The sequence below is a fragment of the Alteromonas sp. 76-1 genome (assembly GCF_900654235.1).
Lineage (GTDB): Bacteria > Pseudomonadota > Gammaproteobacteria > Enterobacterales > Alteromonadaceae > Alteromonas > Alteromonas naphthalenivorans.
On the sequence record NZ_LR136958.1, the window covers coordinates 4,047,897 to 4,070,725 of the forward strand.

Consider the following 22,829-nt stretch of genomic DNA (forward strand, 5'->3'; position numbering starts at 1 on the left):
GAAAGAGGTTTTCATGAGTGATAATGCCCTGTCGATTGGCTTATTCTACGGTTCAACAACCTGTTATACGGAAATGGCAGCGGAAAAAATTCAGGCACAATTAAATAGCTTGTTCGATGAAAACATTGTAGATGTTCACAACATTAAAGATGTGAGCTTAGGCAGAACCGCCGACTACGACGTCATTATCTTCGGAATTTCTACCTGGGACTTTGGTGAACTGCAAGAAGACTGGGAATCTCATTGGGAAGAAGCTCACCAGCTTAATTTGGAAGGTAAAACCGTAGCCTTGTATGGCATGGGCGACCAACTTGGTTACGCTGATTGGTTTCAAGATGCCTTGGGTATGCTGCACGATGCTATCGCCCCTTCCAACTGCACTATCATTGGTTATTGGCCCAATGAGGGTTATGAGTTCACAGCGTCTAAAGCGTTAACTGAAGACAAGTCACACTTTTTAGGGCTCTCACTAGACGACGAAAACCAGTACGACAAATCAGAAGAACGTATTGCTGCATGGTGTGAACAACTGCTTATATCGTTAGCGGGTTAGCTGTGACCCAAGGGCGCATACATCAAGACTTCTATCGCAATGGACCTAGCCATAGGGATGGTGCCGATGTCACTTTTCAAGATATTCGCAAACTGTTTAATTTTTCGAGTATCACCATTGGAAAATGGGTAACGGCTGATGAACAACAAATAGCGGCTAACCTTTTCTTCGACGCCTTGTATGATCTAGCCACCATTTTAAACGTTAACGAACAAGTGCTGTCCTTAAACGGCACATTGTCGTTAGCCTTTGGTAGTGGCGGTCAAAAAGGCGCTAGCGCCCATTATAATAGTGCACGAAGACAGCTCGCACTGGCTAAGAATGCCGGTGCAGGCGCATTAGCTCATGAGTGGTTTCATGCGTTTGATCATTATATTGCGCCCAAAATGTTTGCCGACGTGGGCCCTGGCAGCTTCGCTTCGCAAGCTTGGCTAGATAATGTTCCACTAAATCCCCATCCGCTCAATGAAAAACTGAGTAATTGCTTCTCTTCGTTGTTTTTAGACAACAATAATCGGCCTAACGATTATTTTGTACGATCTGTAGAGGCGGATCGCGCATTAAAAATCTATTACTATGCGATGCCCCAAGAAATGGCCGCCAGAGCCTTTGAGGCCTGCGTTCAAGACCATACGATCAAAAACGCATTCTTAGTTCAAGGAACAAAAAGATCAACAGAGGCTAGACTTGGCATTTATCCTCATGGTAATTTGCGTATAGCGCTCAATGAGTCGTTGATGTTGTATTTTTACCAATTAGGCGTCGCCATTTCCCACAAACAATCATAAGTTTGTTGTTTTACGATGGAAACTGAGCAATTTTTCAGCAACAAGTGTTAACGAGCACGCTGTTTTGTACAAAACCCTGTTTATTTTTGTTACAGGCAGTATACTAATGTGCTCGAACGTAACAGAAAAAAGAAGACGAGATGAAAAGAAAAAAGCATACCTCGGCCGAAGACGAGGCTCAGATTGATATGACCCCCATGTTGGACATCGTGTTCATCATGTTGATTTTCTTCATCGTAACGACCTCGTTCGTGAAAGAAAAAGGGTTAGATACAAACCGCCCAGAAGACAATCAGTCTAAAAATGATCAGCCTTCTAAAGCCCTATCTATTCGTATAGCTGCTGATGGCACTATCATGATGGGTGGCCGTGAAGTTGATATCCGCCGTGTTGTTGCAAACACGCAAACTTATTTAGCGGAAAACAACACTGATTCAGCAGCTATCCAAGCTGATGAAGATACTGAACACGGTACAGTGGTAGAAGTAATGAACCAGGTTAAAGTAGCTGGTATCGCTAAAGTGTCGGTACTGGTTAAGAAAGGCTAGTTCTTTCGAAAGTTTTAAAAAGCCGCCTCTAGGGCGGCTTTTTCGTATCTATCCCTATACGAAAGTATCTCTTGTGGTAATGCGCACATTTTGTTCTGATCGTACCATTCGGTGTGCCTGGAAATCCATGTTGAAAATTGATTCCAGTTGCTGATTTCACTGGAGCAAAAATATGTCAACTATGCGTAAACACACAATTTCAACGAAACTCGCCAGTTCCCTAGGCGCGCTAACCCTGGCGGTTAGTGCACAAGGTATTGTTCATGCCACTCAAATTACCTTAAGTGAAGCCTTCGACTACAATGCATTCATCTTCGAAGACTATACTGGTTACTACTCCGATGTAGAGGGTAGCCTTGCTGTTGGCGGTAACCTAGTTGTAAACGATTTTGATGTAGGCCTGCAACTTTCCACAGATTTAACCACAAGCTCATTGTTTGTGGGTGGCGATATCGCCTATACGAACGGAAAAATTCGTAACGGCCAAACCACCGTTAGCGGCAATATTGTGGCTAACAGTGTTGAGTTTGAAGGCACCGTTAATGCAGCTGACAACGCCACTATTACCGAAAGTACGGTATTAAGCGGCGATGTTAATGTGGGGGGTGTTTTTACCTCAGCTAATGCACAAATCAATGACGGCGATATCAATGCAGGCAGTGTACAGCTAACCAATACTAGCGTAGAAAACGGTGATATTCGTTCGGTTGATAGTGTTGCACTAGTTAGCTCTGAAGTGACCGATGGCAGCATTTCCGCCGGTGGCACGGTTGTCCTTGATATGCACTCTACAGCAAGCGACGGCATCATTGCAGACGCTGTCACATCTTCGGCGATAGATAATATCGACTTTGACGCTATAGAATCTGAAATCAAAGCACAGTCGTTAGCATTCGCTGACATGACTGTAAACGGCAGTACAACTTTTTATTGCCAAGGCGATACAAGCTGTGCAGATAGCACTAACGTAGACGGTATCGTGTTCTCTGGTGATGACAGCATCAATATTTACGACATCGATGCCGACTGGTTATCTGTGGCGAACAAGAGTATTACGTACGACTTCTCAACCACTAGCTATAACATCATTAACGTAACAGGTGATGCGGTTGACTTGTTTAATACCGGCTTTTTCAATATTGCGTTTGCTGGGCAGTATCAAGATAACGACCAAAATGCGAATTACCGTCACGACGGTACTTACACCAATAACATTCTATTTAACTTTGTTGACGCCACCAGCGTGACTATTCAGTCCATAGGGGTTAAGGGAAGCATATTAGCGCCTTATGCCGATATTGCTTTTTACAACGGCCATGTTGACGGGAACCTTATTGCGAGTAGCGTGTTTACCCCAGAGGTTTATCTAACCAATGATGATGGCGTTGAATATTTAGCACCCACAGGGCAAGTAAACAATTATAGTTTCGGCGTAACGCAAGTATCTGCACCGGGCTCAATACTGCTTATGCTTCCTGCTTTCGCGGTAGTGTTCATTCGCAATAAGCTAAAGCGCAAAACCTGATAACCGTGGTGACGAGCGCATTAGCTCGTCACTGGTTACGCCCTCGCCTTTTCCTGGTCGCCAACGTATTTGCATCCCCGCTTCAAAAGCCTGATATTCCACCGCAAAGGCTTTACCTACGTAGCCTGCTACTATCCAATGGTTAGACAATCTATATTGGCCTTCAAACATCATATTACCACTTAAGCCAGTACTACGATTATAAGGCAGATGTAAGCTTGATAGCGGGTTGCTGCTATCATTCGCTGTTAATAGGGGAAACCGAGGATCGCTAGGCTCTGCTAATCTAGACAGTCCTAATGAGGTACTTAACTTAAATTGCCAACGGTGCGCTTCCATCGTCAGTAGTTCAGAATAACCGCCAATACTTACCATATAATTTGGGCTGAAATACCCACCATGCCCGTAAGTAAAACCGCTTAGATTTTCATCGTACCCTAAATAACTGAAAAAAGGTCCTACGCGCCAGTAATCCAACCTAGGCGATATTTGTGGCGCAAGGTTATAGTTTACATCCGTACGAAGAGATAAATATTTATTATCGGCAACCCCATCGCCGCTTAAACTGGCCCACGTCAATGTACCCGCTATCGACCACTGCGGTTTGAAGCTGTGTGCAGCTAACACCGAAACGCCGTCGGCTATAACATAGCCCCAACGTTCGGTCTGTTCGCTATTGAAGGTACCGGACTGGCTCAATAGGCTATCGGTTTTAGGTAAATGAAATAGCGTTGTCGCCAACGTCACTTCAGGTAAAAACCACGTTGCTGAAATTTGCCCTGTTAGTTCTGCGTCAACAGGCTGGTCGAATAATTCATACTCTAGGTTAGCGTAAAAATTAAAAGCGCTTTGTTGATACATGACTTCAGCGCGCAGCCCTTTATCTTCAAAACCAGAAATGCCTGCAAAATCATCTGAAGCTTGCCCATCAGCAAACCAACTGTTTGTTGCGGGCTTACCGCTATACAATTGTTGATAATCTAGTGCAACTTGCCATTGCCAACTGTCTACCATGCCGCCAACGCCAATATAGCTAGTGAATACATCAAAATTGCCCAGCCCTTCATCACCGCTTCGAGATCGCGTCGTCAAACCCGCCACCACGGTATAAGCATCTTTAGTTTGCGCTGTTGTCGCTCTAGCATCATCAAGATTATAAGATAAGATAAATTGCTTTCTTGGCCATGCACTGGCGGCGCCTTGTTGCTTTAGAATGAGTGCAACCGAAGGGTATTTTTTAGCTAACGCAGCTTGTTCCTTCGTGTTTGCTAACCCAATAAGCGCATTGGCGATATCTAAGTTACTCGCCTCACTCGCACTACTTTGCAATGCAAGCGTTGCGGAAAAAGCATCTCTGGCAATTTGCGCATTTTCATCGTTAAGACGATTGCTTGCTTGCAACGCACTCCACCCCAACAGTGCTTGTTCATCACCGCTTAAACGCCGAATATTTCGTAATGCTAATCCAGCATCCACACTTCGCTGAAATTGCTCGTTGTTGTAATGTTCTGCCTGTTCGGAAGCTAAAAAGTCAGCACAGCGGGTGAGGAATTTTTGCGAGCTTGCTTGTTCACATGCGTAAGAGCCCGCCTGGGCATTTTTCCCCTGCCCTCGCAGACTCAGCCACACCCCTTCATGATTTTCTAACAGTTCAAATAAATCATAAGCAGCGTGATAGCGCTCGGCGTCATAGCGTTTCCAAGCCTCTCCCAATAGCGTTTCACTCACCTGCTCAGCATCTCCCCCTAACAACATCGACTTGAGCTGCGCTGCGCTTTTTTTGGTAATGCTGTCTTTGGTAATGCTGTCATCTTTATTGTTGGTATTAGCGCTGTTGCTCAAGAGTTGCTGAATTCGCGCATTCACAATGGCACGCTTACCATCAACTACGCCTTTTTTCTGCAGTACGGTTTCATGTAAGGCTTCTGCGCGCTCGAAATGATGCTGAGCATCGCTAAGCATGCCTTTGTCTAGAGCAGCCCACCCCAATAACATGTGATAATCGTAACGTGCTAGGCTGTCAGCTAACATTGATAACTGGTTAAGCTCACGTGCGCTAATAAGCACACGTTGCGCTGATGTTTTTTGCGCAAATTTTTGAAGTGGGGCGTCTTTCGTCACCGTGTTTTGCGAAGGCGCATTTGATGTTGCCGGATTCGACGCAGCCTGATTTGAAGCAGCCCGATTTGAAGCAGACTGTTCTAAAGCTTTCTGATTTGTAACAACATCAGAGGACTTGGAAGGATTGTTTAATTGATACAATGCTATTTCAATGTCGCTAGGTACTACCCATTGCGGAAACGCACTTTTAAGCCTTCCTAATTCTCGGTTTGCCAGTTGTGTTTGCTTTTGGTTGATGTGATACCACAACCCCGTAACATCAGGTTTGCCATATTCGGCTACTTGTAGCGGTTTATCTTGCTGCTCTTTATACGTAGTAGAGGCTTCTGCGCTAACTTGGGCGCTGACTTGGGCGCTGACTTGGGCGCCGCCTAACAACGAGCCCACAATACCGGCCGATAGCACCGCTAAAAAAAATGTTGTGGGGCGCTTTTTGCAATAAAATTGTGATGACATTAAGACTTGGCATCCATAACAGCAACCATAGAGAGCAAGGTTAAACTCGCCGAATAATAATCCATATTTCTGTCAATCGCTGGAAGTGACAGTGGACTACCATCAATAATATGTTTTACCGCAGACTCAACGGCTTTCATCCCTGGTGTCATCGCATATTCAGCTATTTCATTTGTGAGTAAATTGACGGTAGCCGGTGTATTTTCTATGTCCCACCAGCGTTCAAAATCAGAATAAAATGCGGCATCATCTATTCCTGCCCACGCAAGGTGAAGGGGTATACGACAGGCATTAAAACCATATTCCTGAGACACAGTATTGGTTAAAGACAAGGCTCCTTCGTTCACTCTTAACCAGTCTGGGGGCAGTTTGTGTTTAGAAAAACGTGCTTTGTAAATAAGCGCAGTGCCACTGCGGTGTAATGCTTTCCAGCGTAGTGCCCGAGACGAAACCTCAGTAATCGCATCAATGGCGGGAAACACCCAATAAGACAAATTAAGTTGTATGCCCTCATCATTACTCTCATCACTCTTAAAACCGAACTCTCCTGGCAACAGCACTAGGAACGCTTCGGTTTCAATAAACAACTTTTCTTCGATAGCCGTTATGATGACTTGAGCATCATGCCGATAGCTTTTGTCTCCCCACTTATCAGCAGCACGCAGAAGTGCCCAAGCAATAAGTAGGTCGCCATCTGAGGCGTTATTTGGGTCGTCTATACATTGCTTATTTTTACTTTCACAGGGGCGGTAGCGCCAATGAAATAGCTTATCGTCCCGCTGAAGTACAGTGTGAGTCCACAACCATATACTATCAAAAGCGGTTCTGTCGTTAGCAGCAACCGCGAACAATAGACCGTACCCTTGCCCCTCACTATGAGATACATCGCCATTACCCGTATCGATGACACGACCATTGTCGATAAACAAGGCTTTATAGGCTTGAAACGCTTCTTGTATTTCACGCTCTTCAGGGTTGCTACATGACGCCAATATACCTAGCAGCCCAAACAGGCCGACGAGTCGAATGAACCGCCAGCCCCTACCGCCGTCTACCATGAATCTTGTGCTCTTTTGTTTCGGCGTCGCAGCAACAAGTAAATCAATAAGCTTACGAAGAATACTAATACCATGAAGGTGACTAACCAATACCAAGGGTTGTTAGACAGCCACAAGCGAAGAGTGAGTAAAACATCATCCGGTTCACCCATTTCATATTTATCGTTAACCTGCATAACCAACAAGGGTGATTCGTTGTCATTCCAAACAAAGAAGTCGCCTGCCATTTGTCCCCATAGAGATAAACTAATCAGGTCATCCACTCTCGCGGCCAATTTTTCAGGTGTTTGTGCAACCAATAAAAATAGGGTGTCGGAATTCGTGCCATTGGGGTGGCGCTGCGCGACAAACACCGCATTATCGCCCAAATCACTTTCCTGTACTGTAGTGCCTTCGGTAAGCATTTGGCGGTAAGATTTATCGTTGCTGAAATCTCTCACACGGTTGTACAACATATTTTGTGCGCGGTAGGGCCAACGCTTGGTATTCCCAATGGCAGTAACAAAACTATCTTGTTCAAGATTATTTAGTGTTTCAGGGCTTCCTAATACAATTAATGATCCCTTATCTTCATATGCGTCTTTAGTGATTGATAGATTCAGCAGAGGAATTTTTGCAACTTGAGCAAGCTTGCCAGCTAGGGTCAATGCACTGTTTAAATAGTCGTTAGACGGTATAAATATTTGGCTTTTAGGCGCTGAATTAAAACGTGCTAACGGATAGCCAGTATCACCAAATAAACCTAGATCAGGCTGAACGGCTACATGGCCTGCTTGAGGAAGGTGAATGCTAGAGCTGTTGTTAAATTGGAACAATAAATGAGAGCTTTGCACATCGTTACACGCAAGCCCTGCAACAGGCGGGCGCATAGTAATGATAAAGCTAACACTGTTCGTTCCACCTTTAAAAAATCGTGCTGGGATCTTCAGCTGATAATCCCTAAAAGATTCACCATTCACGTCACCAAGATACAAGCCGTGAACGAGTTCACCGTTCACATTTACGTTCATTGAAGAGCCCGGCCCAATGCCCGCCCCATAGCCAAAATCGAGAAGGAATTCTACGCTGGCATTTTCAGGTACAAAGAAATCAGCGGGTAGCGTTAATGATACATTTTTCTCAAAGCGCCCTTCATCCACAAATTGATCGCTAGATACCCCAATATCGCTAAAGGTGTAACTTTCACCGGGTTGCAATGCAGCAGTCTGTTGCAACGCTACTGCATCCATTTGCGTTTGAGAGCGCACGATAGTACGAGCACCAGGGTTGAGCGCATCGTCCATTACCGACAAGGCTTTTGCTGCATCAAAAACCTCATCGTTATTATTTCCGCTAACAATAAGTCGGTATGATGCTGGCACCCAAGTTTTATCGACAGCGACAAATGCTTCGGTGCGTTGCACTTTTAAGAAGGGGCCGTTAATTTCATTGACAACCGCATCAGATAATACCGGAGACAATGCCTGCTTATTCCCAACCAGAACATGGACCTCCCGCGTTTTGTCTTCAGCTAAATACCATGCCGTTTTTTCATACGCGCCTATTCTATTTTCACTCCAAAACTCCTCATCTTGTTGAGTAACTTTAGGTAAAACATACCCCTGTGGAATGGGCGTATGCATGATGCTAAGAGGTTGATATTGGTTTCTAAGGGCCAGCGCCTGTGCCACTAACGGCAACGTTTTTTCGATAATCTCGCTATCGGCATCCTCAGCAGTAAGTAATTGAACACTGCGTTGCCCGCCTATACCTGCACTAAAAAATCCCGATAAATCTTTAATACCAAAATTATCCACGTCAATATCAGCATCTACTGTAAGCGAAGAAGTATAAAGGTTGACCTCGCTCCATAATTCCGGAGCGCTACCGTTTACGCATTGCATGGCGTAGTGCTGGCTAACTGCCAAGGTTAAATTATTAAATCCTTCGCGCCAAAGCTGAGAAGGAATATCAATGGTTGAGATAATAGTGGGTTGGTTTGGGGAGTAAGCTATTTGCCCAATGGTGGCATTGTTAAATCGCACATACATTTGTGAACGTTTCTCAACGAGCGCCTGTGAACTCACAATTTCTATTCTAAGAGAGGCTTTCGATATATCACTAATAGCACTTAGCGGTATTGCGATATCCACGCTACTAGATTTCCCTTCTAATCGCGCAATACTGTCACCAGCATAAAAATCACTAAGTCGAAAAGTTTGAGTTTCAGCCATGATGCTTACAGAGAAAAACAAGCTAAACATCAGTAAGAAGTAAGGTTTTATCATTATTATTCCTTCAATACCCCAGAACGCATTTTAATTCGTAGAAGCAGCTTTTTTAGTAAAAAAAACAAATGAGCAAATATAGGGCCTAGTCCTACATTTAGAACATGTCGCATACCAAACCAATATGAAATCGGGCGAGTTCGGCGTCGTTGAAACGATTGCCAGCGTCTACTGTCACATAAACAATAGGCCACAACGTTATTTCGTTCCACATCACTTTGTGGATTGAAGGTTGCACGTAACGTCTTCTTATCGCTATCAAATTCGACGACTTTCATATTTAAATCTACATTAGATTTTAGCGCTTCTGCCCAAGAAGTTAATACCACATTAGATGGAATTATCGATAAATCCCCCCTAATTTGTACCTTTACCCCGCTAGAAGACAAGTCGTTTAGCTCTCCTACCCAAGCTTGCCCTTCGTGCGTTCTAATCACCACGTTATCGGTGGCGGGTAGTCGTGATTGGCTTCTCAGTTGTTTACGCTCAAGCAATACACTCATAGCGCTGAACAAAAGTAATAAATTGAAACCATTCCATAGCAGCACAACTAGCGTGAGCTCTCGGGTAAGCGGTTCATTAATGAATTTATAAATGCCGATGATCATGGCAAACGAAAGCAATGCGGTTATCCAGTAGAACACGTTAGAAAGTGGCGAAACAAAGTTCTTATCTAAACTCTCCCCTTTCGGGGTAACCACAAATGAGGGCGCGCGAGGTTTTAAAAATACCTTGATGAGCGCCATCAGTGTGAATGCGCACTGTAAAATTTCGTATAACTCAGAAACCAGCGGCCATCGGGTTCGCCCAAATAGCATGGTGGAAATCATGTATGTTGCGATAACATGGGGCATGGTGAACGCCAGAATTTCCATCATCGAGGCATGGTAAACCTGTAGCCCAAACACCAAATAACCAAGCGGCATTAGCAGAAAGACAACCCGTGCGAAGGGAAACAGCCAAAACATTATAGAGCTCATGTAGCCAACGCGTTGATACCAAGACAATCCCTTTGCGTTATAGGGTTTTTTCAGCAATAGAATTTGGGTCATTCCCTGTGCCCAGCGCATCCGTTGCTGTATAAAAGCATCAAAGGTTTCTGGCGCTAATCCGCTTACCATCGGGCGGTCAACATACACTGATTCATAGCCCATTTTATGTAAGTCTAAGGCGGTTTCTGCATCCTCGGTAATAGACTCTCCCGAGATCCCCCCGACTAACTCTAAATGTGCCCTGCGCATTAACGCAGCCGACCCACAAAAAAACGAACTAGACCAGTAATCTAAGCCTTTTTGAATAGTGCCGTAAAACATGTCGTTTTCAGAAGGCATACGGGTAAACGCCGAGAAATAGTTTCGCTCAACGGGGTCTGGGTTCGCCATAAAGTGAGGGGTTTGTACCAAAAACACTTTTTCTTTCTTAACCATCCAAGGCACAGTTCGGCTTAAAAAGTCGCTAGTGGGCACGTGGTCTGCATCTAAAATAACAATGAGCTCACCCGAAGTATTATTAATGGCGCTGTTAACGTTACCTGCTTTTGCGTAAAGGTTCTGCGCTCGTGTATGGTAGGTTACACCCAGCCTTTCACAAAGCGCCTTCAGCTCTGCGCGGCGCTCCACGGCTAGTTGCGCTTTCTTTGCATCTGCTTGATTTATTTTTTCGTCGGTACCGCCGTCATCCAACAGGTGAATACTGACTTTGTCAGCAGGATAATCCATCACTTTGGCTGCTCGAATAGTGATTTCTAAAATATCTTGTGATTCGTTGTACGTGGGGATCATGACATCTACAGTGGGCAACTGCGTTCTATCTATATCATCAAGAGAAAGCTGGGGGCGACTAAGTGGGAACACATTGACAATACACCCCAGAATTGAAGTAATTCCAGCATAAATTTCAGCTAAAAAAAGAAGCCATATGGCAATAAATGAAAATACATCAGTGGCAGAAAGAGTATATAAGCCCCGCCAGAATAAATAGCGCAAGGTTATAGCGACGCCGAGTACCAGTGCGAGTGTTCTAAAGAAATATTGAAACCGTTGTGCGAAATTGGCTTCACGGCTACATATTGAGATGATAACCAAAATAATGGAAGAAGAGACCAGTTGACCTGCTGCGTCCATAGGGGCTAGAAGCAATAATCCTAGGAGCGTGGATGCAATAAGCAGGGCAATTAAAAGATAACGAGTGTGGTGTTTGTTAGTTAACGAATTGCCCAAGGTTACTATCCATAATATTAACGTGAGTCACGTTAGCATAGCTCGCTCTATTGATTAACGTAACCTTACCGTCTGCAATTTCGAGCTCGTGGTTACTCTGGTAAAACATTCGAGAAATGCTGTCGCGCGTTTTCTGGCTACTACGACCCAATAAGAACCAAGCAGGGTACGTTGCCACGCCCAAAGCCATTACCACTACCATACTGAAAAACACGAACGGGGTAAGAATAGGAGCCATGTACAAAGAGAAAAATAATGCTCCCATACAGGCTAAGGTAATAACCCCTGTCACTTTACGCAGTCGTTTAATTTTTAACAACTTTTTTTCTGCGCTAACATATAAGTTAAGACGCTTTTTCCACAGCTGTTCAGTCTCTTCTTTAGACTGACCACCAATCAGCTTCGCACAGGGCTCGGCTGCTTCATCAATATGACTATCGGCAAGCGATGTCACTCGATGAGCGTGCAAGTTCACTACATTCATAAAATACACCACTTCTCAGACTACGGAAGAGTTTACAAATACTCTTGCAAGGTAAAAATCTGAGGCCTGATACCCTCAGATGATTCTTTATACCCATTGAAGTGGTGTGATTAAATTCAACTTTGGCTTATTAGCATAAAGTAGAAAGCATAAAGCAATGTTTTAAAAGGCTTTTTAAAAACCTCGCTCAGCCACTTTAGACTAATGGTTTACCTTCTTTTTATCACTAATCATCTTTGTCACAATACTAAATAAGTTACTGATATTAAAAACGGTACCAAAAATACTACCTACTGAGAGGGCGTACATAAGCCCTAGTGTTTCTGCGAGCAAAAAATATCGTCTTATTTTGTCTGTTTCCTTTAAGACAATTGAGCCTATCGTAAAAATGAGGGATGACGCATAGGCGATAAAAATGTTCCAGTCATGGTGCAGAATAAACCACTCATACAGCATGAATAGGATATTGGCGGCCACGAAAATAAACAGAACCCATCGACTACGATTTTTAATAGCAATGAAATTACGTAACCCCGCTAAGCATGTACCCACGCCGGCAGCCATGGCATCAAGCATAAAGAAGTGCACGCTTAAGCTCAGCAAAGCAAAGGCAGAGATAAACAAATAGCGCTCAACTCTATTTTGTCTATAACCTATAAAATTGAGTACGACGGCAATAGCACCGAACGCTTCAGCTACAATCAACATGTCTTGCTACCTGCGTTAAAAACGTAAATAAAAATCGCGGCAAAGCGCTTTGAAAGGGCTTGAGTAATCTCCGGTTTCATCTCTAACTACCAGATTCTCAATAACGCTCTTTTTGTGTTGTTTACTCATACAAAATACCGTCACGTAAGGGGGGCGTTGGTCATTGTGCTGCACTCTTAATATACGATTTGTGACTAAACCTATTTCAGCAGCTAAGTCTGTAATTTCGCTCTCCCGAGTAAAAGGATAAAGGCAATAGAACTCACCCGTACTGGTAAGGTGCTCAATAACAAATGAAAATAGATGCGCTGGAGTAAGTGAAACCGTTTGCCTAGCCTGTTCTCTAGTGTCACTTTGCGAGTTGTAGGCATGACTATGGCCTTTTACCTGATCGAAATAGGGCGGATTAGACACGATAAAATCGAAAGTGTTATCCGCTGCTAAGTCGGACAACTTGGTGTGCTGCACCGCTATTTTTGTTGGCCAAGGCGAAGCCTCTACGTTTGCGCTTGCTTGCAGTGCTGCGCCTTCGTCAATATCGATAGCGGTGATTTTTGCCGATGCTAAAGACTGCTGCGCCATCATTAGCGCGAGAATACCCGTGCCAGTGCCTATATCAAGAATATGCGCACTTTGATTAGGCTTAGCCCAACTACCTAAAATCATACTGTCGGTATTTACCTTCATGGCACAATTGGTTTGATTAACAACAAATTGCTTGCAGCGAAACATGGTGGTTCTCTTTGTGTTTTTGTTTGTGTTTTATAGGGCATAGTGCTCTGGCGCTACCACTTTTGCCTTGTCATCATGTTTCTTGCTACATCGACAGCATGCACTGGGCGGTATTTTTTTAACGGCCCTTGCATCAGTATTTTCCAAGCAGGTGCAGTTTTTTGTGCTACATCTTCAAGAGTGCGAGATTCGCTTCGCGCACCTAATAAAAGTGAAGGACGTACTGCTGCCGCATGTGGAAGCTGAGGCATGCGCATTATCGCGTTTTCTAACTCGCCTTTCACCCGTAAATAAAAGTTACTACTTTTTGCATCTGCCCCAACCGACGAGATCCATACAAAACTGCCGGTTCGCTGTGCTCGGGTCAGTTGAGCGGCAATATGCACGTATTCAAAATCAACCCGTCTAAACGCCGATTTCGAGCCGGCTTGCTTAAGTGTGGTACCTAAACAGCAATACACGTGATCGACACCAAAATACCCTTGGTAGTCTTGTAGGTTATCAAAATCGATAACCACGGGTTTCAACCTTTTATACGGATCGCCGAATTGATTAGACTGCAGCGGCTTTCTTACCAAACAGGTCACTTCGCTATAGCGACGGTCCTGTAAAAGTATATTTACCAACGTTCGTCCCACTAATCCGGTCGCTCCTAGCACCATTGCGGTTTTCATACTTAGTACCTTGTATCCTAAGACAGTTTCTCTACAATCAACTATTCGACAGTTAAAAATATGCAGATAAAAATGAAAAAAGCCCTTTTAATAGGAGCCGCTATGCTCTCTACCGCTGTACAGGCCGAACCGCTCGATATTGAGCGTATTTTCGCTTCTCCTTCCCTTGATGGCAATGCGCCTCGTGCACTTAAAGTTTCTCCTGATGGAGAAAGAGTTACGTTTCTAAAAGGAAAACAGACCGATTATGAACGTCTCGATTTATGGGAATACCATATAGACAGTGGCGAAACCCGCCTTCTATTCGACTCTAATGACCTTCAAAGTGGCGAAGAAGTGTTAAGCGACGAAGAAAAAGCCCGTCGCGAACGTATGCGTTTATCTGGCTCGGGCATTGTAAGCTATCAGTGGTCTGCAGACGGAAAAGCGCTTCTTTTCCCGCTAGGTGGCGACGTGTATTACCACAAGCTCGGCGAAAAAGGGGCAAAGCAACTTCTTGATACCGACGTATTCGAGACTGATATTAAGCTTTCTCCTAAAGGAAATTACATTTCTTTCATTCGCGACCAAAACTTGTTTGTAAAACATATTGAGTCGGGCAAAGAAACCGCCATCACAAAAGAAGGCGGCGGTAACATTAAATTTGGTATGGCCGAATTCGTTGCTCAAGAAGAAATGGGCAGAATGACTGGTTACTGGTGGTCACCTGATGAAAGCTTTATTGCATTTACCAAAGTAGATGAAAGCCCTGTAGATGTCATTTCTCGTTCAGAAATTTATGCCGACGACATTAAAACCATTGAACAAAAATACCCAAAAGCAGGCACCAACAATGTACTTGTTGAGCTTGCTATTCAAAACATCAATAACGGTGCACGTAGATGGGTAGACTTAGGCGAAGACAAAGACATATACCTTGCCCGCGGTAAATGGATGCCTAACAGTGAAACCTTTACCTACCAATGGCAAACTCGCGACCAACAGACTCTTGAGCTGCGAGCGTATAACGTTCCAACAGAAAAGCAGGAAGTGTTGTTAAGTGAAACCAGTAATACATGGGTTAACTTACATAACGATTTATACTTTTTGTCTGACTCAGACCAGTTTATTTGGGCTTCTGAGCGAGATGGCTTCAAGCACCTTTACCTTTACGAGAACAACGGCAAGTTAGTACGTCAGTTAACTCAAGGCGATTGGGTAGTTGATAACATTGAAGCGGTTGATGCCAAGAGCAATCGAATTTACTTCGCGGGCCGTAAAGATACACCGCTTGAAAGCCACGCCTATTCGGTATCCTTAAACGGTGGTGATATTTCACGTATTACCAACGAAGGCGCTTATCACAGTGTGTCATTCAGTAAAGATGCCTCCATCTTTATCGACCGTTTCTCTACCATTAACTCACCTGCCCAAGTGAGTTTAAATGATGCTTCTGGCAAGCGTATTACATGGCTTGAAGAAAATAAGGTTGAAGAAGGCCACCCGCTATATCCCTACATGGACACGTGGACTAAACCTGAATTTGGCGACATCACCACCAAAGACGGCGCCACCTTAAAGTACCGTATTTACAAACCTGAAAACCTTGAGAAGAAACACCCTGTTATTGTGTATCTTTACGGTGGCCCACACGCGCAAGTTGTGACGAATAGCTGGGCAGGTAATCGTGGGTTACTGATGCAGCATTGGGTAGATAAAGGCTATGTGGTGTTTACCCTTGATAACAGAGGCTCTAACTACCGTGGAAAGGCATTTGAAGATCCTATCTACAAGAAAATGGGCTTTGTCGAAGTTGACGACCAAGTGGCTGGTGTTGAGTTCTTGCGAACCCTACCTTATGTCGATGCTAAGCGTATTGGTGTTCATGGCCACAGTTATGGCGGTTACATGACGCTAATGACCATGTTTAAAGCGGGCGACTACTTCCAAGCGGGTGTGTCTGGTGCTCCAGTTACCGACTGGCGCTTGTACGATACGCATTACACCGAACGCTATATGGGCAACCCTAAAACCGATGATGATGCATACACAGCCTCTTCCGTCTTCCCTTACGCGAAAGACTTAAAAGGTGACTTGCTTATTTATCATGGAATGGCTGATGATAACGTGTTGTTTACTCACTCTACGATGCTATACAAACACCTTCAAGATTTGGCAATTCCATTTGAAACCATGGATTACCCAGGTAAGAAGCACAGCATTCGTGGTAAGCAAACGGGTATTCACTTGTACAAAACCATTACTAACTTCTTCGACAGAAATTTAACGCCTGAGCAATAAGGTGTTTAATTTTAGGCGTTGAGAAAAACGGTAAATAAAAAAACGGCGGGGCTTTTAAAAGCCCCGCCGTTTTTATTTATACTTCACTTTAACTATTTCAAACCGCCGTGAAACACCAGCCGTTCATAAATATAGAATTAAGCAAACATCTGATTGGCAAGATTCTTTTGTACATCTTGCGCAGATGCTTTACTTAACTCAATTTCAATAGCGTCACTTTTACCTGATAACCATATTTTTAGTTCTGCATCGGTATCGAAGTGACCTGCCGTTTCTACCACAAACTGGGTAATCGACTTATAAGGAATAGAATGGTAGTTAACCTTTCTGCCCGTTAGCCCTTGCTTATCAATAAGAATTAGACGCTTATTGGTAAATACGCTTAAATCTCTTACTAGTTTAAATGCTGCGGTGACGGTTTCATTTTCAGCCAATATGGGGGAAAGTTCTTCATTTACCGCTTCAGCACTGGTTTCACTAGCGTTACCTAGCAAGGTGTCAAATAAGCCCATTTTATTCTCCTAAACAGACACGAGTTTTGTAAGCCACTGTACGCGATTAGCAAGGGGCTTAGGCTTGTCTAAGGCAAAACCTTGACCATAGTCTACCTGTAATGCCTTTAGTACATTCGCCGTTGCGGTATCTACCACAAACTCCGCCACCGTTTGCTTACCCATACTGTGAGCAATGTTATTTATCGCGGTAACTGTAGCATGATCAATCGGATCGTGAACAATATTTCGAACGAAGGACCCGTCAATCTTGACGTAATCAACATCCAAGTTTTTGAGGTAAGTGAACGACGACATACCCGCACCAAAATCGTCAAGCGCAAAGCTACATCCTATTTCCCGAAGAGTAGAAATAAAGTGTTTAGCCGCACTTAAGTTAGTCACTGCTGTGGTTTCTGTGATTTCAAAGCAAATTTTTTCTAACGGTACTGAGGTGCCTTGAAGCCGCTGGGTAATTTTCATTAAGGTGATTTCATCACCAAGGGTAATTCCTGACAAATTTATCGCCACTTTAGCCACATTGTCTACATGCAGCGGATTAGCCTCTAATGTCTTTAATGTATTGTCTACTACCCAGTAGTCTACTTTGTTCATCAAGCCATGACGCTCGGCAAGGGGAATAAATAAACCTGGGCTAATAAGTGTGCCATCACTTCCGGTTAACCGTAGCAAAATTTCATAGTGTTCAAGGCCGCGGTTATCGTCTTCAGTTATGCCATTAAGAGGCATAATGGCTTGGCTATATAATTCAAATCCATCGAACTGCAGCGCTTTGTGCAGGGTGTGTAATACGTCATTTTCGCTGCTATCCATGCCTAGCTGAGCATCTTGAGCGTGATAAACAAAGTATCTATTTCTTCCTAAATGCTTGGCCTTATAGCACGCATTATCAGCAGCCTTTATAAGTTCTGCCGCATTATGCTCTTGAGGATTTATTTCAATGACACCAATGCTCGCTCCAACGAAAAATAACTTATCTTCATACATAAACCGGTATGTAGAGATAGCCTTTAACAGCTTATCGAGCTTAATCTTTACCTTATCGAGAGGCTGTTCGTGATAAATAATACAAAACTCATCGCCCCCTATTCGGGCAAGTAAATCTTTGTCGCTAATGTGCTGCCGAAATATAGTAGACACTTCTTGAAGTAACTTATCGCCAGCAGGGTGACCACAGCTGTCGTTCACTAACTTAAACCTGTCCATGTCAATAAAGCACATTACGCCAGGGTTAGTGGTATTAGCCGAGATGAGTGAGGGGTATATGGTAGTGACGTTATCTCGGTCTATTTCTGCGTTAATAGCAGGTATATTAACCGCATTGGCCTCTAAAATTTCGCGTAGTTGCTTATCGAAAGCATAGCGGTTGAGTAGACCCGTTAATTGGTCGTGGTTAGCTTGATACGCCACTTCCGCTTGTAACTCTTGCTCTTTTGTCACATCCCTAGCTATACCTTCTACCGCAATAAGCGCACCAGATTCATCTAATATTGGGGTATCTGAAAACTCTAGCACCAACTCTGTACCATCAGAACTGCAGTAGTGAACCAAATAAGGCGCTGGTTTTACCCCCTGCCCCGACTTCATTCGTATATCGAAAGTCTCATCAGGTATTTTCCTTACTAGTCGAGACTCTTTTTCGATGAAATAATCTGGGGTAAACCCTAAAATAGTGCTAATTCCAGCACTCACATAAATAAACTTATGCTCAGCGGTTTTGGTATAAACGAAGTGTCTATGCATGCCATCGACAAGCCTACGATAGCGCTCTTCACTCTGCTTGAGCGCTTGCTGAGCTTTGAATCTTTCTGTGACATCTCTTGCGGTTAAAGCAATGTTATCCCCTGCTTTAACCACTTGTACCTTCAGCCATTCAGGCGCAACCTTGCTTCCCTCGATAGATATATACTCTTCAAAGGGCGTGTTGTTTGTTGCCACCTCATTGATACAATGGAACAGATCGGCTTTACCTAAAAACGCCAACTGCTCTTTGAGTGTTTTAATACTTAACTCTGAACATGCTCCACGAAATAGAAAACGGCTGTAGCGATTCGCTTCCACTAGCTCGTAATCGCTGCCGGTAGGCCGATAAATAACTAATGCATCTAACGAGGCCTCACTTGCCGTAAGGTAGCGCTTTTGACTGACCGATAGACGCACCGCTCCTTTCATTTGCTTATGAAAAATCCAGCTGGCCAACGCCGACATGAAAAGCCCTATTACCGCAACTAATACACCAGCACTATAACGCCCCACTTCGGTCTGCATAGACAGCGAAAACTGACGACCTATAAATGAAAAAGGCTCAGTAGTAATAACGGTTCCATCATCAACCAACTCACCATTGCTAAACAGGGTGTGCCCCGAGTCTCGAAGCGCAAAATTAAACTGAGGGCCTTCTAGCTCGCCTAGCATAACGCCTAAAATAGTTTGCGCATCAAAGCCCGCCAACAAATACCCGTGATTGAGTTCTTGAGGGCTAATAGTTCGGCCAACAACGATATGGTAATGACCCGTTACCACCGAATTAACCAATGTACTCGCCAACGAATCAGCAGATGAAGGAATAGTCAGCCCTACCGATGCGAGTGGCTGACCGATAAGTTCGTTCGATAAGCGGGTTTTCATTCCATGGGAGGGCGTAGCAACCCATTGAATAACGCCGTTTTGATCAGCAAACGTTAGCGAACTATAACCCCGCTGCATCCCCATCAACGACATTGCTTGCGCATTAAACCAATCAACCTGATTGGGCGCAAAGGTTGGCCAGTTTCGCATTAAATTGTGAACGGCTTGAATGCGTTCGGTAGAGAATACTTCTAAGCTAATTTTGACTTGTTCGGCAATGGATTGGGCTTTCGAAATCCGCACCCGCTTATCTTCATTATCTAGGTAGACACCCGCTGCGACAAAAAGCAGGGATAGAAAAGCGAACAGCACCAGGGGAAGCCAGTATATTCGGTGGGTAACTCTTGATTGCATTACGATTACCTCTCATTCGAGAGGCTGGGACTATAAACCTCAAATATGAATATTTTATGAATTAGCCTTTTTGTATTTAAATGGTAGGGTATACCTTTACTTATTGATGACTACGTTTAAATAAACGTGTTTCTAATGCAGATACAAGGCGTTACTCATGCACCCTAGTGAAACGGAACTGTCCTACTCGGCCATAACTCAAGCGTATGACAGAATTAAAAATCACGTAAAGCGCACACCCATTATGGAGTCGAGCCTGTTAAATAAGTGGATGGGACATCGCATTCTGTTTAAAGCCGAATGCTTGCAAACTATAGGGGCGTTTAAGCTGCGTGGTGCAATGAATTTCTTATCGCACTTAGATGAACGTGGTGAACTGCCTAAAAAAGTGGTGGCAAATAGTTCAGGCAATCACGCCCAAGCTGTGTCTTATGCGGCCGCAAAATATGGCATTCCTGCGACTATTTTTGCTAGTGAAACCATTTCTCCTATTAAAGCAGCGGCCACTGAAAGTTATGGGGCAACACTTAAGTTGTTCCCCACCCGCCAAGAAGCAGATATCGCCGTGGCCAATGCAGCCGAAGAAGAAGGGACTGTGTGGATCCCACCTTTCAACCATCCAGACATAGTAGCAGGTCAAGGCACCGCGGCCATGGAAGCGTTAGAAGATACAGGAAAGGTAGATGCTATCTTTGCCCCTTGTGGCGGTGGTGGCCTGTTATCGGGCACGTTGCTTGCGGCCCGTGCGTTACAACCCGATGCGTTAGTGATTGGAGCTGAACCACTGGCTGCCAACGATGCATCGCAGTCATTGCAGCAAGGCGAAATAGTTGCGCTTGATGCTCCGCCGGTAACCCTTGCCGACGGCGCAGCAACGCCCTCAGTTGGCAATGTGACCTTTCCGCTATTACAAGCGCTTGATGATTTTTACGAAGTAGACGAATTACAAATAGCTTATTGGACGCAATGGCTACAGCACCTATTAAAACTTCATATAGAGCCCACCTGTGCCATGAGTATGGCAGCAGTTGCGGCATGGGCTGCTAACACGCCACCAGGGCAGACCGCTTTGGTTATGCTATCTGGCGGCAATATAAGCCAAGCCTCTATGGCCGAAATTTGGCAGCGCGACTTTTTACTACAACCCCCTATTATTAACATGGAAGAATAAGCATGCTAAAAATGCACGTTAATACGACAGAAAGAGTAAGTGGAATTACCCCTAATCAAAGTAACAACCGCGCCATAAAACGTTTCATTCTTAAATTCAGTGGCGCGCTTGCTATAGCCACACTATCGGGTGTCGCGTGTGCAGCAACACTTTTTACCAACGTAAAAGGTTACACGCTGAATGATGATGCTAAGTTAGTATCGTTCACATCGATTCTTATCGACGAAGGCAAAGTGCTTTCTCTCGATATAAAAGCAGATGAGACCACTGCTCAAACGTTAAATATTACCCACACCATTGATGGTAAAGGCCGCGTAATGTTGCCGGGGCTTATAGATGCGCACGGGCATTTATTGGGCTTAGGTGCCAACCTACTTGAAGTTGATTTACGTGAAAGTACCAGTGCTGCCAATGCCGCTGATAACGTAGCAGAATATGCATTAGCCAATAGCACGCAACCATGGATTACTGGCCGAGGGTGGAACCAAGAATTATGGTCTGATAGAGCCTTTCCAACCAGTGCTGATTTAGATAAAAAAGTGTCCGACCGGCCGGTATGGCTAACTCGTGTAGATGGCCATGCGGGTTGGGCTAATACCAAAACCCTCACCTTGGCGGGTATTACCAAAGACACCCCCACGCCAGTTGGCGGTGAAATTGTAAAAGATGCCAACGGCGAGCCGACTGGGGTATTGATTGACAATGCCATGGCATTAGTCGAACCCTATTTGCCGACGCAAAGCAATGCGGTATACAAACGCCAACTCGACGCTGCAGGTAAGCACTTACTATCAAATGGTATCACCTCAATGCATGATGCAGGTATCGGCCGTGATGTGTACGACTTCTATATTAAACAAGCAGTTCAAGCTGAATTACCTATTCGAATTTACGCCATGGTGAGTGCCACCGATCCCGACTTAAGCCAACTTTTAGGAAAAGGGCCGGTACGTGATGCCAACGATTATTTGTATATTCGTTCAGTCAAAGCCTACGGTGACGGTGCCCTTGGCAGTAGAGGCGCAGCTTTATTAGCTCCCTACTCTGACGCCCCCCACCAGCATGGTTTATTACTCACTCAGCCTGAGGACATGACGCCACTATTTACGTCGGTCATTGGTGCTGGGTTTCAATTGAATTACCACGCTATTGGCGACAAAGCGAATCATGTTGCGCTTAATGAATTTGAAAAAACATTTGCTGCTATTGGCGGTAGTGATTTACGTAACCGAATAGAACATGCGCAAGTTATCGCGCCTGAAGATCTCGCTCGCTTTGCCCAGTTAGATGTATTGCCATCCATGCAACCTACACATGCCACCAGCGATAAAAATATGGCTGAAGATCGCATTGGAAAAGACAGAATGGAAGGCGCTTATGCGTGGCAAACGTTACTTGAATCAGGAATTCCTTTGCCATTAGGTTCAGATTTTCCTGTTGAACTGGCAAACCCATTTTATGGCCTGCACGCTGCGGTAACCCGTCAAGACAGAGAAAACCAACCGGTTAAAGGCTGGTATGCACACGAGGCGCTTACTATTGAGCAAGCCTTTAAAGGCTTTACGTTAGATGCAGCTTACGCGGGACATATGGAAGATACACTTGGCACCCTTACGCCGGGCAAGTGGGCTGACTTTATATTGGTTGATCGAGATATTTTCACCATTGATAAAAAAGATATTTGGAAAACCCAAGTGCAGGCTACCTACATAGCAGGCGAGAAAGTGTTTTCAAAATAGCCCTTGTTGGGA

General features: G+C 44.4%; 17 protein-coding genes. 7 read left to right on the top strand and 10 right to left on the bottom strand.

Translation table 11 applies throughout. The features are described from left to right. The first annotated feature begins 13 nt into the window (after positions 1–13). From fldB to ALT761_RS17160, 4 genes are all read left to right on the top strand, one after another. A complete protein-coding gene (gene fldB, locus ALT761_RS17145) occupies positions 14–553 on the top strand; it encodes a flavodoxin FldB (RefSeq protein WP_013782623.1) in 540 nt (179 codons plus the stop codon). A gap of 2 nt (positions 554–555) precedes the next feature. Further along, positions 556–1,341: a CLCA_X family protein gene (locus tag ALT761_RS17150; protein ID WP_126872828.1), complete on the top strand. Its 786-nt coding sequence runs from the start codon at positions 556–558 to the stop codon at positions 1,339–1,341. A gap of 140 nt (positions 1,342–1,481) precedes the next feature. Beyond that, positions 1,482–1,889, top strand: a complete 408-nt coding sequence (locus tag ALT761_RS17155; RefSeq protein ID WP_057789357.1) for an ExbD/TolR family protein — start codon at positions 1,482–1,484, stop codon at positions 1,887–1,889. Between the two features lie 172 nt (positions 1,890–2,061). Further along, positions 2,062–3,414, top strand: coding sequence for a choice-of-anchor A family protein (locus ALT761_RS17160; protein WP_232043486.1), 1,353 nt, complete (start codon positions 2,062–2,064; stop codon positions 3,412–3,414). Here ALT761_RS17160 and ALT761_RS17165 read toward each other — a convergent pair. The 8 genes from ALT761_RS17165 to ALT761_RS17200 all read right to left on the bottom strand — a co-directional run bounded on the left by ALT761_RS17165 (position 3,397) and on the right by ALT761_RS17200 (position 14,133). Further along, positions 3,397–5,991: a cellulose synthase subunit BcsC-related outer membrane protein gene (locus ALT761_RS17165; protein ID WP_129740116.1), complete on the bottom strand. Its 2,595-nt coding sequence runs from the start codon at positions 5,989–5,991 to the stop codon at positions 3,397–3,399. The two genes, ALT761_RS17160 and ALT761_RS17165, sit on opposite strands and share 18 nt — an antisense overlap. Beyond that, complete coding sequence (locus ALT761_RS17170; protein WP_129740117.1) at positions 5,991–7,049, bottom strand: glycosyl hydrolase family 8; 1,059 nt, start codon at positions 7,047–7,049, stop codon at positions 5,991–5,993. Before ALT761_RS17170 ends, ALT761_RS17165 begins: the two co-directional genes overlap by 1 nt. After that, positions 7,043–9,316 (bottom strand): cellulose biosynthesis cyclic di-GMP-binding regulatory protein BcsB, encoded by a 2,274-nt coding sequence (locus tag ALT761_RS17175; RefSeq protein ID WP_129740118.1) that lies wholly within the window; start codon positions 9,314–9,316, stop codon positions 7,043–7,045. Before ALT761_RS17175 ends, ALT761_RS17170 begins: the two co-directional genes overlap by 7 nt. A gap of 2 nt (positions 9,317–9,318) precedes the next feature. Further along, the gene (bcsA, locus tag ALT761_RS17180; protein ID WP_129740119.1) at positions 9,319–11,535 is read right to left on the bottom strand and encodes a UDP-forming cellulose synthase catalytic subunit; all 2,217 of its coding nucleotides are present in this window, start codon (positions 11,533–11,535) and stop codon (positions 9,319–9,321) included. Beyond that, a complete protein-coding gene (locus tag ALT761_RS17185) occupies positions 11,516–12,019 on the bottom strand; it encodes a hypothetical protein (RefSeq protein WP_013782615.1) in 504 nt (167 codons plus the stop codon). Before ALT761_RS17185 ends, bcsA begins: the two co-directional genes overlap by 20 nt. A gap of 201 nt (positions 12,020–12,220) precedes the next feature. Further along, a complete protein-coding gene (locus ALT761_RS17190) occupies positions 12,221–12,727 on the bottom strand; it encodes a YgjV family protein (protein ID WP_013782614.1) in 507 nt (168 codons plus the stop codon). A 15-nt stretch (positions 12,728–12,742) separates the two neighbouring features. Next, positions 12,743–13,459, bottom strand: a complete 717-nt coding sequence (locus ALT761_RS17195) for a tRNA1(Val) (adenine(37)-N6)-methyltransferase (protein ID WP_129740120.1) — start codon at positions 13,457–13,459, stop codon at positions 12,743–12,745. Positions 13,460–13,512: 53 nt separating this feature from the next. Further along, positions 13,513–14,133: an NAD(P)H-binding protein gene (locus ALT761_RS17200; RefSeq protein ID WP_129740121.1), complete on the bottom strand. Its 621-nt coding sequence runs from the start codon at positions 14,131–14,133 to the stop codon at positions 13,513–13,515. Between the two features lie 72 nt (positions 14,134–14,205). Between ALT761_RS17200 and ALT761_RS17205 the strand changes: the two genes are divergently transcribed. Continuing rightward, positions 14,206–16,413: a S9 family peptidase gene (locus tag ALT761_RS17205; protein ID WP_129740122.1), complete on the top strand. Its 2,208-nt coding sequence runs from the start codon at positions 14,206–14,208 to the stop codon at positions 16,411–16,413. Between the two features lie 137 nt (positions 16,414–16,550). On the opposite strand, the gene ALT761_RS17210 is transcribed toward ALT761_RS17205, so the two are convergent. Together ALT761_RS17210 and ALT761_RS17215 are read right to left on the bottom strand one after the other, a co-directional pair. Then, complete coding sequence (locus tag ALT761_RS17210; RefSeq protein WP_013782610.1) at positions 16,551–16,925, bottom strand: PH domain-containing protein; 375 nt, start codon at positions 16,923–16,925, stop codon at positions 16,551–16,553. Positions 16,926–16,934: 9 nt separating this feature from the next. Next, positions 16,935–19,907, bottom strand: coding sequence for a sensor domain-containing protein (locus tag ALT761_RS17215; protein ID WP_129740123.1), 2,973 nt, complete (start codon positions 19,905–19,907; stop codon positions 16,935–16,937). Between the two features lie 157 nt (positions 19,908–20,064). On the opposite strand from ALT761_RS17215, the gene ALT761_RS17220 reads away from it, so the two are divergent. Both ALT761_RS17220 and ALT761_RS17225 read left to right on the top strand, forming a co-directional pair. Beyond that, a complete protein-coding gene (locus ALT761_RS17220; protein ID WP_126872839.1) occupies positions 20,065–21,078 on the top strand; it encodes a serine/threonine dehydratase in 1,014 nt (337 codons plus the stop codon). 2 nt (positions 21,079–21,080) lie between these two features. After that, positions 21,081–22,817 (top strand): amidohydrolase, encoded by a 1,737-nt coding sequence (locus ALT761_RS17225; RefSeq protein ID WP_129740124.1) that lies wholly within the window; start codon positions 21,081–21,083, stop codon positions 22,815–22,817. The last annotated feature ends 12 nt before the right edge of the window (positions 22,818–22,829 follow it).